Genomic DNA, 12,805 nt, shown 5'->3' on the forward strand with positions numbered 1-12,805 from the left:
AAATGCCGGAATATCCCCGGCATGAGCGACTGATGAGTAACCCGGCGCTTGATGGCGCTACGCTTATCAGGCCTACAGGATATAGTGGCAACCTGGTGATATTGCATAACCTGTAGGCCCGGTAAGGCGTGAAAGGTTACCGCATAAATGCCGGTTGTTTATTTTCGTAGGCGGCAATCGCGTCTTCGTGCTGCAGCGTCAGCCCAATGCTGTCCAGACCGTTCAACATGCAGTGGCGGCGGAAGTCGTCGATTTTAAAGCTGTAGGTCTTATCGCCTGCTTTCACCACCTGTGCTTCCAGATCCACTTCAAATTTAATGCCCGGATTGGCTTTCACCAGAGCAAACAGCTCATCGACCTGTGCGTCGCTCAGGGTTACCGGCAGCAGTTGGTTGTTAAAGCTGTTGCCGTAGAAAATGTCGGCGAAGCTTGGCGCGATCACCACTTTAAAGCCGTAATCGGTCAACGCCCACGGCGCGTGTTCGCGTGAAGAGCCGCAGCCAAAGTTTTCTCGCGCCAACAGAATCGACGCGCCTTGATATTCCGGAAAGTTCAACACGAATTCCGGATTTGGCTGTTGGCCCTTTTCGTCCAGGAAGCGCCAGTCGTTAAACAGATGGGCGCCAAAACCGGTGCGCGTAACCTTCTGCAAAAACTGTTTAGGGATAATTGCATCGGTATCGACGTTGGCGGCATCCAGTGGGACAACCAGGCCGGTATGCTGGGTAAATTTCTCTGCCATGGTAGTTTCCTTATTTGATGCTGCGAATGTCGGCGAAGTGGCCGGTAACGGCGGCAGCGGCGGCCATCGCCGGGCTGACTAAATGCGTGCGACCCCCGCGGCCCTGACGGCCTTCAAAGTTACGGTTGCTGGTGGATGCGCAGCGCTCGCCCGGGTTCAGGCGGTCATTATTCATGGCCAGGCACATGGAACAGCCCGGTAAGCGCCATTCAAATCCTGCTTCGATAAAGATCTTGTCCAGACCTTCCGCTTCCGCCTGCGCTTTCACCGGACCTGAACCCGGCACCACCAGCGCCTGTACGCCAGGCGCGACTTTGCGCCCTTTGGCGACTTCCGCTGCCGCGCGCAAATCTTCAATGCGCGAATTGGTACAAGAGCCGATAAAGACTTTATCGATAGCAACGTCCGTTAACGGTACGCCCGGCTGTAAGCCCATATAAGCCAGCGCTTTTTCGGCGCTGGCGCGCTCAACCGGATCGCTAAAAGAGGCGGGATCGGGGATGATGTCGGTGACGGAAATGACCTGGCCCGGATTAGTGCCCCAGGTCACCTGCGGCGCGATCTCTTCTGCCCGCAGGGTGACGACAGTATCAAAGGTCGCGCCGTCATCGGTTTTCAGCGTTTTCCAGTACTCGACGGCTTCGTCAAAATCGCGGCCCTTCGGCGCGTGCAAACGCCCTTTTACGTAGTTAAAAGTGGTTTCATCCGGGGCGACCAGACCGGCTTTGGCGCCCATCTCAATCGCCATATTGCACAGCGTCATGCGGCCTTCCATACTCAGCGCGCGGATAGCGTCGCCGCAAAATTCAACCACGTGCCCGGTGCCGCCGGCGCTGCCGGTTTTACCGATGATCGCCAGCACGATGTCTTTGGCGGTAATGCCCGGCGCGGCGTTGCCCGTGACTTCAATCTTCATGGTTTTAGCGCGCCCCTGTTTCAGAGTTTGCGTCGCCAGTACATGTTCTACCTCAGAAGTGCCGATGCCGAAGGCCAGCGCACCAAACGCGCCGTGGGTGGCGGTGTGGGAGTCGCCGCAGACGATGGTCATGCCCGGCAGGGTGACGCCCTGTTCCGGCCCCATCACATGGACGATGCCCTGATACGGGTGATTCAGGTCATACAGCTCGACGCCGAACTCGTTACAGTTCTTAATCAGCTCCTGCATCTGGATACGCGCCATTTCACCGGAGGCATTAATGTCTTTAGTCTGCGTCGAGACGTTGTGATCCATCGTGGCGAAGGTTTTCCCTGGCTGACGTACCGGACGATGGTGCGCGCGCAGACCGTCAAACGCCTGCGGAGAGGTGACTTCATGCACCAGGTGGCGGTCGATGTACAGCAGCGGCGTTTCGTTTGGCGCCTCAAAGACCACGTGGGCATCAAATAATTTTTCGTATAACGTTTTGGCCATGATTACACCCCTTCTGCGACATAGCGGGCGATAATATCGCCCATCTCATCGGTACTGACTGCGGCAGCGCCCCTGGCTAAATCGCCGGTGCGAACGCCCTCTTCTAATGCGCGATTGATCGCCTGTTCAATGGCCGTTGCCGCATCGTTGGCATCCAGGCTGTAGCGCAGCAGCAGCGCCAGCGACAGGATCTGCGCAATTGGGTTGGCGATATTTTTCCCGGCGATATCCGGCGCGGAGCCGCCAGCCGGTTCATACAGGCCAAACCCTTGCTCGTTCAGGCTGGCGGAGGGCAACATCCCCATTGAGCCGGTGATCATGGCGCATTCGTCGGACAGAATGTCGCCGAACAGGTTAGAGCACAGCAGTACGTCAAACTGTGACGGGTCTTTAATCAACTGCATGGTGGCGTTATCGATATACATGTGCGCGAGTTCCACATCGGGATACGTTTTCGCGACATCATTGACGATTTCACGCCACAGGATAGAGCTTTGCAGTACGTTGGCTTTATCAATAGAGGTGACTTTACGGCGGCGTTTACGCGCCGATTCAAAGGCGATACGGGCAATGCGCTCGATCTCAAAGCGGTGATAAACTTCGGTATCAAAGGCTTTTTCGTACTGACCGCTGCCTTCACGGCCTTTTGGTTGTCCGAAATAGATCCCGCCGGTCAGCTCGCGCACGCACAGGATATCGAAACCGTTAGCGGCGATATCGGCGCGCAACGGGCAAAATGCTTCCAGTCCCTGATACAGTTTCGCCGGACGCAGGTTACTGAATAATTTGAAATGTTTGCGCAGCGGCAGCAGAGCGCCGCGCTCCGGCTGGCTTTCCGGGGGCAAATTTTCCCATTTCGGGCCGCCGACGGAGCCAAACAGAATGGCATCCGCCTGCTCGCACCCTTCAACGGTGGCTTTCGGCAGTGGATGACCATGATTGTCGATAGCAATACCGCCGACGTCATAGCGGCTGGTGGTGATACGCATATCAAAACGGCTGCGTACCGCATCCATAACTTTCAGGGCTTGCGCCATGACTTCCGGGCCGATGCCGTCGCCCGGCAATACGGCAATATGATAGTTCTTCGACATTACACGGTTTCCTTGTTGTTCTCTTTATTTTGAGCTTTGCGTTGCAATTCTTTTTCAACTTCGGCGGCGCGCCAGATATTGTTCAGTACGTGCACCATCGCTTTGGCGGAGGATTCGACGATATCCGTCGCCAGCCCGACGCCGTGGAAGCGGCGACCATGATGGTTCACGACGATATCGACCTGACCCAGCGCGTCTTTGCCCTGGCCTTTGGCGTTCAGGTCGTATTTAACCAACTCAACGTCGTAACCGGTGAGGCGGTTAATCGCCTGATAGATGGCGTCGACCGGGCCGTTGCCGTTCGCCGCCTCGGCCTTGATCTCTTCACCACAGGCCAGCTTCACGGAAGCGGTGGCGATATCGCTGGAGCCGGACTGCACGCTGAAGTAATCCAGACGGAAATGCTCTGGTTCTTCTTGCTGTTTATTAATAAACGCCAGCGCTTCCAGGTCATAGTCGAACACCTGGCCTTTTTTGTCCGCCAGCTTCAGGAACGCGTCGTACAGGTGGTCCATGTTGTAGTCTGTGTCCTTGTAACCCATCTCTTCCATGCGATGTTTCACGGCGGCACGGCCAGAGCGGGAGGTCAGGTTCAGCTGTATCTGGTTCAGACCGATGGACTCTGGCGTCATGATTTCATAGTTTTCGCGGTTCTTGAGGACGCCATCCTGGTGGATGCCGGAAGAGTGGGCGAAAGCGCCGCTGCCGACAATCGCTTTGTTGGCCGGGATCGGCATGTTACAGATCTGGCTGACGGTCTGGCTGGTGCGCCAGATTTCGTGGTGATTGATGTTGGTGTGTACGTTCATGATGTCTTTGCGCACTTTAATCGCCATGATCACTTCTTCCAGTGCGCAGTTACCGGCACGTTCTCCGATACCGTTCATCGCGCCTTCAACCTGACGCGCGCCCGCATGTACTGCCGCCAGCGAGTTGCCTACCGCTATCCCTAAATCGTCGTGGGTATGAACGGAGATGATGGCTTTGTCGATATTGGGGACACGTTCATACAGGCCGGAAATGATTCCCGCGAACTCAAACGGCATGGTATAGCCCACGGTATCGGGAATATTAATGGTTCTCGCGCCGGCGTTTATAGCGGCTTCCACCACGCGCGCCAGATCGTCAACAGGCGTCCGGCCAGCATCTTCGCAGGAGAACTCTACGTCATCAGTGTAATTACGCGCCCGCTTAACCATGTATACCGCGCGTTCGATGACCTCATCCAGCGTGCTGCGCAGCTTGGTGGCGATGTGCATTGGCGAGGTGGCGATAAAAGTATGGATGCGAAACGCGTCGGCGACCTTCAGCGCCTGTGCCGCGACGTCGATGTCTTTTTCTACACAACGCGCCAGGGCGCAAACGCGGCTGTTTTTGATGGTGCGGGCGATGGTTTGGACGGATTCAAAATCACCCGGAGAAGAGACCGGGAAGCCTACTTCCATGACATCAACACCCATGCGCTCAAGGGCCAGGGCAATCTGCAGCTTCTCTTTCGCGCTCAGGCTGGCCTGTAACGCTTGTTCGCCGTCGCGTAAGGTCGTATCAAAAATAATGACTTGCTGGCTCATGATGTGGTCCTTGTCTCCAGGGGCGCCTTGCGTCAGGCATAAAAAAACCCGCGCAACGGCGCGGGTTTTGTTTGACTTCGAGCTGACTTAATGTTGAATGCCGCCCACCGGTCTACCGCGCACAATAAATGCGTTGAGTAGTAGTAGCCCAGTGAAACGAACGATATGTGACATTAATTCAGCTCCAGCGAATGCGTTATGCTTTTAGTGGTACTGGATATGCCGTTTAATGTCAACTCTATTTTCTGTCGCCATTGCATTTTGTTGACGATATCCGGATACGTACTTTAGCTAATTGTGCTGGGCTGCGCGTCCAATAAAGGATAAAAGAACGAGTGGACATTCATACTTTTCATTGTTTGAAATATTTAGGCATTTTTGTTTGCAAATTGGTTAGGGGAATGGCCTGTTAAAGGTATGCTAAAGGTTTGGTTTATCTTTTTGATTTGTTTTATATTTTAACAAATAACCTTGTTTACTTAATGGATAAGGATAAAGTTATTGATAAATTAATGTTAACTTTTTAGCTATTAATAATATAAACATTTAATTGAAACTTAAATGATCATTCACTTGGTGTATGATTGTGTATTCGCCATAGTTATGGTTATATTGCTTGCGTAATTTAAACATTATGAATCGCAATGGTGTGACTCAGGACACATTACGCTTGCGCTGGCATTCTATTTGTCTCTGTCAGCGTCTTTATGTTTTCCGAATTTTAACGCTTTCCCTTTTTCTTATTTTATATGCATGGTAAATCATATTTTCAGGAATTATTTCTGCCTTCAGCCAGAAAAAGGGAGTTAAGCGTGACAGTGGAGTTAAATATGCCAGAGGTCAAAACCGAAAAGCCGCATCTTTTAGATATGGGCAAACCACAGCTTCGCATGGTTGATTTGAACCTATTGACCGTGTTCGATGCGGTAATGCAAGAGCAGAATATTACGCGCGCCGCCCACACGCTGGGAATGTCGCAGCCTGCGGTTAGTAACGCCGTAGCGCGTCTGAAGGTTATGTTTAATGACGAACTTTTTGTTCGATATGGACGAGGAATTCAGCCGACTGCCCGTGCATTTCAGTTATTTGGTTCAGTCCGTCAGGCGTTACAATTGGTGCAAAATGAATTGCCGGGATCGGGGTTTGAGCCGACCAGCAGCGAACGTGTATTCAATCTTTGCGTGTGCAGTCCGCTGGATAATATCCTGACGTCACAGATTTATAATCGTGTAGAAAAAATTGCGCCAAATATTCATGTCGTTTTTAAAGCGTCGTTGAATCAGAATACTGAGCATCAGCTACGCTATCAGGAAACCGAGTTCGTTATTAGTTATGAAGAATTCCGTCGTCCTGAGTTTACCAGCGTACCGCTATTTAAAGATGAAATGGTTTTAGTCGCCAGCCGAAAACACCCGCGTATTAGCGGCCCGCTACTGGAAGGCGATGTTTATAATGAACAACATGCGGTTGTTTCTCTCGATCGTTATGCGTCATTTAGTCAACCGTGGTATGACACGCCGGATAAACAGTCGAGCGTGGCTTATCAGGGCATGGCGCTTATCAGCGTTCTGAACGTGGTTTCGCAGACGCATTTGGTCGCTATTGCCCCGCGCTGGCTGGCGGAAGAGTTTGCGGAGTCGCTGGATCTGCAAATATTGCCGTTGCCTTTAAAACTGAATAGCCGGACATGCTACCTTTCCTGGCATGAAGCGGCTGGGCGTGATAAAGGGCATCAATGGATGGAAGATTTATTAGTTTCTGTTTGTAAGCGATAAAACCGGGCAGAATAAATCAGAAACAAATTCTGGTTTATTCTGCTTTTTAGCGTATATAAAAAATTTTATGCTGAATTAACGGTGAGCGATTCTTTTCGTCGTTGTGAAAAATAGATGAATTGCTGTAAGTCTGCATTTATAAGCGATTATTTATTACCTGGTGTGATTCAGACGGAGTATTTCTCCATTTCTTCTCTTCTTGCCTCCTGATTATTCTAACCTTCCCCATCTTTACGTCATTCCACCCAATTGCCAGGCGTGATAGCGAGCGGTTAAGGTGTCCGTCAAACCGTGATGACAGGTATAAAGTGGAGGCAAGCCGTGGAGATGTTGTCTGGAGCCGAGATGGTCGTCCGATCGCTTATCGATCAAGGCGTAAAGCAGGTGTTCGGCTATCCTGGAGGCGCAGTGCTTGATATTTATGATGCGCTACATACCGTTGGAGGGATCGATCATGTGCTGGTGCGTCATGAGCAGGCCGCGGTGCATATGGCGGATGGCCTGGCGCGAGCCACTGGCGACGTTGGCGTGGTGCTGGTGACTTCCGGACCGGGAGCGACCAATGCGATTACCGGGATTGCTACGGCCTATATGGATTCCATTCCGCTGGTGATTCTTTCCGGCCAGGTCGCCACCTCATTGATTGGCTATGATGCCTTTCAGGAGTGCGACATGGTGGGGATTTCCCGACCGGTGGTCAAACATAGCTTCCTGGTCAAACAGACGGAAGATATTCCCCAGGTGCTTAAAAAGGCCTTCTGGCTGGCGGCAAGCGGACGTCCTGGGCCGGTGGTCGTGGATTTGCCGAAAGATATTTTGAATCCGGCGAAAAAAATGCCGTATGTCTGGCCGGAAACGGTCAGTATGCGCTCTTACAATCCCACAACATCAGGACATAAAGGACAAATTAAGCGTGCCTTGCAAACGCTGGCGTCGGCAAAAAAGCCGGTGGTCTACGTTGGGGGAGGGGCGATAAGCGCGGCCTGCTATGTGCCGCTGCGCCACATCATTGAAACCTTTAACCTGCCGGTGGTCTCTTCATTAATGGGACTGGGCGCGTTTCCTGCTACTCATCGCCAGTCGTTAGGAATGCTGGGAATGCATGGCACTTATGAAGCCAATATGACCATGCATAACGCCGACGTGATTTTCGCTGTTGGCGTACGATTTGACGACCGCACGACGAATAATCTCGCTAAATATTGTCCGAACGCGACGGTATTACACATCGACATTGACCCGACGTCCATATCCAAAACGGTTAACGCTGATATCCCGGTGGTGGGCGATGCCCGCCTGGTACTGGAACAAATGCTGGAGCTACTGGCGCAGGATGCGCCGTCTCAGCCGCAGGATGATATTCGCGACTGGTGGCAGCAGATAGAGAGCTGGCGCGCCCGTCAGTGCCTGAAATATGACGCGGAAAGCGAAAGCATTAAACCCCAGGCGGTGATTGAAACCCTCTGGCGTCTGACGAAGGGCGACGCTTACGTGACGTCCGATGTAGGACAACACCAGATGTTTGCCGCCCTCTATTACCCGTTCGATAAGCCACGTCGCTGGATTAATTCCGGCGGGCTCGGCACGATGGGTTTTGGCCTACCGGCTGCATTGGGCGTTAAAATGGCCCTGCCGAAAGAAATGGTGGTCTGCGTGACCGGCGATGGCAGCATACAGATGAACATTCAGGAGCTGTCGACAGCCTTACAGTATGAACTGCCGGTACTGGTTCTGAACCTGAACAACCGTTATCTGGGGATGGTGAAACAGTGGCAGGATATGATCTATTCCGGTCGCCATTCTCAGTCTTATATGCAGTCGTTACCGGATTTTGTGCGCCTGGCGGAAGCATATGGCCATGTCGGGCTGCAGATTAACCGTCCGGATGAGCTGGAAAGTAAACTCAGCGAAGCCCTTGAGCATGTGCGTAATAACCGACTGGTGTTCGTCGATGTCACCGTTGATGGCAGCGAGCATGTCTATCCGATGCAGATTCGCGGGGGCGGGATGGACGAAATGTGGTTAAGCAAAACGGAGAGGACCTGATGATGCGCCGGATTTTATCGGTATTACTGGAAAACGAATCTGGGGCGTTATCGCGGGTTATCGGCCTCTTTTCGCAACGCGGATATAATATTGAAAGCCTGACCGTCGCGCCGACAGACGATCCGACGTTGTCGCGCATGACTATCCAGACGGTAGGCGATGAAAAAGTGCTTGAGCAAATTGAAAAGCAGCTGCACAAGCTGGTTGATGTGCTGCGCGTCAGCGAGCTGGGACAGGGAGCGCACGTTGAGCGGGAAATCATGCTGGTGAAAATCCAGGCCAGCGGCTACGGACGGGAAGAGGTGAAGCGTAATACGGAAATTTTCCGTGGTCAGATTATTGACGTTACGCCAACGCTGTATACCGTTCAACTGGCGGGCACCAGCGATAAACTGGATGCTTTTCTGGCCTCGCTGCGCGACGTGGCGAAAATTGTTGAAGTGGCGCGTTCAGGCGTCGTCGGGCTTTCGCGCGGCGATAAGATTATGCGCTGAGCAGATTCGCCGGATGACGACGCGCGTGCGTTTTATCCGGCCTGCAGGCTGATATCTGGCCCAGGTCTGATAAGCGTAGCGCCATCAGGCAGGTTTGCCGGATATCAGCCAACAGGAATTATCGCCCAACCCAATATCACCGGTTGGGCTTTTTTTTGCGAAATCCGTGGTAACCCGGAATAAAAGCGGTTGCCGGAGTGATCAAACTGCGCTTAGATGTTAACGATTTTAACCCATGCCGACATAAAGGTTATGGTTTGTACAATTTACACAAGGGGCAATTGTGAAACTGGATGAAATCGCTCGGCTGGCCGGTGTCTCGCGCACAACTGCAAGCTACGTTATAAACGGTAAAGCAAAGCAATACCGCGTGAGCGACAAAACCGTAGAAAAAGTCATGGCGGTAGTGCGTGAGCACAATTACCATCCTAACGCTGTGGCTGCCGGGCTGCGTGCTGGACGCACACGTTCCATTGGTCTGGTGATCCCGGACCTTGAAAACACGAGCTACACCCGTATCGCAAACTATCTTGAGCGCCAGGCACGCCAGCGTGGCTACCAACTGCTGATCGCCTGTTCTGAAGATCAGCCGGATAACGAAATGCGCTGCATTGAGCACCTTTTGCAACGCCAGGTGGATGCAATCATTGTTTCAACTTCGTTACCGCCGGAGCATCCCTTCTATCAACGCTGGGCCAACGATCCGTTCCCCATCGTCGCGCTCGACCGCGCGCTGGATCGCGAACATTTCACCAGCGTGGTCGGCGCCGATCAGGATGATGCCGAGATGTTGGCGGAAGAGCTGCGTAAATTCCCGGCGGAAACGGTGCTTTATTTGGGCGCGCTGCCGGAGTTGTCCGTCAGTTTCCTGCGCGAGCAGGGGTTCCGCACCGCATGGAAAGACGATCCGCGGGAGGTGAATTTCTTATATGCCAACAGCTATGAGCGCGAAGCCGCCGCGCAGCTGTTTGAGAAATGGCTGGAAACGCATCCTATGCCGCAGGCGCTCTTTACGACATCGTTCGCGCTATTACAGGGCGTGATGGACGTTACGCTGCGGCGCGATGGAAAACTGCCTTCGGATTTGGCGATTGCGACCTTCGGCGATCATGAGCTGCTGGATTTTCTGCAATGCCCGGTACTGGCGGTGGCGCAGCGTCATCGTGATGTCGCGGAACGCGTGCTGGAGATTGTGCTGGCAAGTCTTGATGAACCGCGTAAACCGAAACCCGGCTTAACGCGTATTCGGCGAAACCTGTATCGTCGCGGCATTCTGAGCCGTAGCTAAAGGACCGGCGGTAAAAGACTCTCTCTTCTGCCGCCGTCAAACAAATGCGTATCAGTAAAAATATCCCTCAAATAATTAAGATTATTCCTTAAAATTATCCGAAAATTCTTTTTTATTACCTTTCTTTTGTCCGAAATCGTCCATATTCCACTAATTAAGACGTAACGAGTCTTTTCCTTTGTCTTGTTTTGTTACAAGCAGGCAAGAAATCGTCGAATTAACAGCCACTTTTTGTCTTTGGCGCGACAGTCGCTCGTAGGCGCTGGTATAGCAGGCGCCGCACACGTTAAACAGGCACTGTTAACACGGTGCAATATGTCCTAAAATGCCGCTCGCGTCGCAAACTGACACTTTATATTTTTCTCGGATTATATTGAGTCCGTTTTAAACGGCGGTGGGTCTTTGGTTTTTTTCTTACAAATATTCATAACGTTAATTTGACTTGCACGCTGGGTGGAAATTAATCAACGCAGATATTCGCCGTAAACATTGGCTTTTTTACTTAGGTAAGCGTTGTGACTTGCTTGACAAGCTTTTCCTCCGCTCCGTAAACTCCTTCGAGTGGGAATTTGTGGGATAAAGTGGTAAGAAGGGGTGAGACTGGCATGTTCCGGGGGGCAACGTTAGTCAATCTCGACAGTAAAGGGCGCCTGACCGTGCCGACCCGTTATCGGGAGCAACTGATCGAGAGCGCTACCGGTCAAATGGTATGTACCATTGACATCCATCACCCATGCCTGCTGCTTTACCCCCTGCCTGAATGGGAAATTATTGAGCAAAAGTTATCTCGTCTGTCGAGCATGAACCCGGTAGAACGTCGCGTACAGCGTTTACTGTTGGGCCATGCCAGCGAATGTCAGATGGATGGTGCAGGTCGATTACTGATCGCGCCAGTTCTGCGGCAACATGCCGGACTGACGAAAGAAGTGATGCTGGTTGGACAGTTCAACAAATTTGAGCTGTGGGATGAAACGACCTGGTATCAACAGGTCAAGGAAGATATCGACGCTGAACAGTCAGCTACCGAAACGTTATCGGAGCGGCTGCAGGACTTGTCTCTATAAGATGATGGAAAATTTTAAACACACTACGGTACTGTTGGATGAAGCCGTTAATGGGCTGAATATTCGTCCGGATGGTATCTATATTGATGGCACATTTGGTCGCGGCGGCCACTCGCGCCTGATCCTCTCGCAACTGGGCGAAGAGGGGCGCTTGCTGGCGATCGATCGCGATCCGCAGGCGATCGCCGTTGCGCAGACCATTAATGATCCTCGCTTCTCCATCATTCATGGACCTTTTTCCGCGCTGGCTGATTATGTCGCCGAGCGCGAGCTTACCGGCAAGATTGACGGGATCCTTCTCGATCTTGGCGTCTCTTCTCCGCAGCTTGACGATGCGGAGCGCGGTTTTTCATTTATGCGCGACGGTCCGCTGGATATGCGAATGGACCCGACGCGCGGCCAGTCTGCCGCCGAGTGGTTACAAACGGCGGAGGAGGCGGATATCGCCTGGGTGCTGAAAACATTCGGCGAGGAGCGTTTTGCCAAACGTATTGCTCGCGCCATTGTTGAGCGCAATCGCGAACAGCCGATGACCCGCACCAAAGAGCTGGCGGAAGTGGTTGCGGCGGCGACCCCGGTAAAAGACAAATTCAAACATCCCGCGACCCGTACCTTCCAGGCGGTGCGCATCTGGGTAAACAGTGAACTGGAGGAGATAGAGCAGGCGCTAAAAAGCTCGCTCAGCGTACTGGCCCCAGGCGGGCGGCTTTCAATCATCAGTTTCCACTCGCTGGAAGACCGTATTGTGAAACGCTTTATGCGTGAGCAAAGCCGCGGTCCGCAGGTACCGGCGGGATTACCGATGACGGAAGCGCAGCTCAAAAAACTGGGCGGTCGTGAGTTACGAGCGTTAGGCAAGTTGATGCCGGGTGAAAAAGAGGTAGCTGAAAATCCTCGGGCCCGTAGTTCAGTTCTGCGTATCGCAGAGAGGACGAACGCATGATCAGCAGAGTGACAGAAGCCCTAAGCAAAGTGAAGGGATCGATAGGAAGCAACGAGCGCCATGCCTTGCCTGGCGTGATCGGTGACGATCTTTTGCGGTTCGGGAAGCTGCCACTCTGCTTGTTCATTTGCATCATTTTAACGGCGGTGACGGTGGTCACGACGGCGCACCATACTCGTTTACTCACCGCGCAGCGTGAACAACTGGTTCTGGAGCGCGATGCATTGGACATTGAATGGCGCAACCTGATCCTTGAAGAAAATGCGCTCGGCGATCACAGCCGGGTGGAGCGGATCGCAACGGAAAAACTGCAAATGCAGCATGTTGATCCGTCCCAAGAAAATATCGTAGTGCAAAAATAAGGATAAACGCGACGC

The 12,805-nt window shown here is 52.6% G+C and carries 12 protein-coding genes; 7 read left to right on the forward strand and 5 right to left on the reverse strand.

Annotated features, from left to right (window positions below):
* Positions 1-136 precede the first annotated feature (136 nt).
* The 5 genes from leuD to leuL all read right to left on the reverse strand — a co-directional run bounded on the left by leuD (position 137) and on the right by leuL (position 4,992).
* Positions 137-742 carry a 3-isopropylmalate dehydratase small subunit gene (leuD, locus tag ACH0WD_RS10495; protein ID WP_000818267.1) on the reverse strand — a complete coding sequence of 202 codons (606 nt, stop codon included), beginning with the start codon at positions 740-742 and terminating at the stop codon, positions 137-139.
* Between the two features lie 10 nt (positions 743-752).
* The gene (gene leuC, locus ACH0WD_RS10500; protein WP_001140632.1) at positions 753-2,153 is read right to left on the reverse strand and encodes a 3-isopropylmalate dehydratase large subunit; all 1,401 of its coding nucleotides are present in this window, start codon (positions 2,151-2,153) and stop codon (positions 753-755) included.
* A gap of 2 nt (positions 2,154-2,155) precedes the next feature.
* Positions 2,156-3,247, reverse strand: coding sequence for a 3-isopropylmalate dehydrogenase (gene leuB / locus ACH0WD_RS10505; protein WP_000042336.1), 1,092 nt, complete (start codon positions 3,245-3,247; stop codon positions 2,156-2,158).
* Positions 3,247-4,818, reverse strand: coding sequence for a 2-isopropylmalate synthase (gene leuA, locus ACH0WD_RS10510; protein ID WP_000082820.1), 1,572 nt, complete (start codon positions 4,816-4,818; stop codon positions 3,247-3,249). The genes leuB and leuA overlap by 1 nt, the downstream gene beginning before the upstream one ends.
* 87 nt (positions 4,819-4,905) lie before the next feature.
* Entirely contained in the window at positions 4,906-4,992 is an 87-nt protein-coding gene (leuL, locus tag ACH0WD_RS10515; protein ID WP_001575587.1) for a leu operon leader peptide, read from the reverse strand.
* A gap of 656 nt (positions 4,993-5,648) precedes the next feature.
* On the opposite strand from leuL, the gene leuO reads away from it, so the two are divergent.
* The 7 genes from leuO to ftsL all read left to right on the forward strand — a co-directional run bounded on the left by leuO (position 5,649) and on the right by ftsL (position 12,790).
* On the forward strand, positions 5,649-6,593 hold the full coding sequence (gene leuO / locus ACH0WD_RS10520; RefSeq protein ID WP_001115420.1) for a transcriptional regulator LeuO: 945 nt from the start codon (positions 5,649-5,651) through the stop codon (positions 6,591-6,593).
* 321 nt (positions 6,594-6,914) lie between these two features.
* The gene (ilvI, locus tag ACH0WD_RS10525; protein WP_000425620.1) at positions 6,915-8,639 is read left to right on the forward strand and encodes an acetolactate synthase 3 large subunit; all 1,725 of its coding nucleotides are present in this window, start codon (positions 6,915-6,917) and stop codon (positions 8,637-8,639) included.
* Positions 8,640-8,641: 2 nt separating this feature from the next.
* Entirely contained in the window at positions 8,642-9,133 is a 492-nt protein-coding gene (ilvN, locus tag ACH0WD_RS10530) for an acetolactate synthase small subunit (RefSeq protein ID WP_001563086.1), read from the forward strand.
* Positions 9,134-9,416: 283 nt separating this feature from the next.
* Positions 9,417-10,421, forward strand: coding sequence for a catabolite repressor/activator (cra, locus tag ACH0WD_RS10535; RefSeq protein ID WP_000762406.1), 1,005 nt, complete (start codon positions 9,417-9,419; stop codon positions 10,419-10,421).
* 605 nt (positions 10,422-11,026) lie between these two features.
* Positions 11,027-11,485 (forward strand): division/cell wall cluster transcriptional repressor MraZ, encoded by a 459-nt coding sequence (gene mraZ, locus ACH0WD_RS10540; protein WP_000488294.1) that lies wholly within the window; start codon positions 11,027-11,029, stop codon positions 11,483-11,485.
* Between the two features lies 1 nt (position 11,486).
* A complete protein-coding gene (rsmH, locus tag ACH0WD_RS10545; protein ID WP_000970444.1) occupies positions 11,487-12,428 on the forward strand; it encodes a 16S rRNA (cytosine(1402)-N(4))-methyltransferase RsmH in 942 nt (313 codons plus the stop codon).
* The gene (gene ftsL / locus ACH0WD_RS10550) at positions 12,425-12,790 is read left to right on the forward strand and encodes a cell division protein FtsL (protein WP_000625651.1); all 366 of its coding nucleotides are present in this window, start codon (positions 12,425-12,427) and stop codon (positions 12,788-12,790) included. The genes rsmH and ftsL overlap by 4 nt, the downstream gene beginning before the upstream one ends.
* The last annotated feature ends 15 nt before the right edge of the window (positions 12,791-12,805 follow it).

Source organism: Salmonella sp. 2020_1395, from assembly GCF_043848115.1.
In the GTDB taxonomy this organism is placed as follows: Bacteria; Pseudomonadota; Gammaproteobacteria; order Enterobacterales; family Enterobacteriaceae; genus Salmonella; species Salmonella enterica.

What these genes read in the sequence shown, in the direction of transcription:
- leuL (WP_001575587.1), bottom strand. Translation starts at nt 4,992, where the DNA reads ATGTCACATATCGTTCGTTTCACTGGGCTACTACTACTCAACGCATTT.
- leuC (WP_001140632.1), bottom strand. Translation starts at nt 2,153, where the DNA reads ATGGCCAAAACGTTATACGAAAAATTATTTGATGCCCACGTGGTCTTT.
- leuB (WP_000042336.1), bottom strand. Translation starts at nt 3,247, where the DNA reads ATGTCGAAGAACTATCATATTGCCGTATTGCCGGGCGACGGCATCGGC.
- mraZ (WP_000488294.1), top strand. Translation starts at nt 11,027, where the DNA reads ATGTTCCGGGGGGCAACGTTAGTCAATCTCGACAGTAAAGGGCGCCTG.
- ilvN (WP_001563086.1), top strand. Translation starts at nt 8,642, where the DNA reads ATGCGCCGGATTTTATCGGTATTACTGGAAAACGAATCTGGGGCGTTA.
- leuA (WP_000082820.1), bottom strand. Translation starts at nt 4,818, where the DNA reads ATGAGCCAGCAAGTCATTATTTTTGATACGACCTTACGCGACGGCGAA.
- leuD (WP_000818267.1), bottom strand. Translation starts at nt 742, where the DNA reads ATGGCAGAGAAATTTACCCAGCATACCGGCCTGGTTGTCCCACTGGAT.
- rsmH (WP_000970444.1), top strand. Translation starts at nt 11,487, where the DNA reads ATGATGGAAAATTTTAAACACACTACGGTACTGTTGGATGAAGCCGTT.
- ftsL (WP_000625651.1), top strand. Translation starts at nt 12,425, where the DNA reads ATGATCAGCAGAGTGACAGAAGCCCTAAGCAAAGTGAAGGGATCGATA.
- leuO (WP_001115420.1), top strand. Translation starts at nt 5,649, where the DNA reads ATGCCAGAGGTCAAAACCGAAAAGCCGCATCTTTTAGATATGGGCAAA.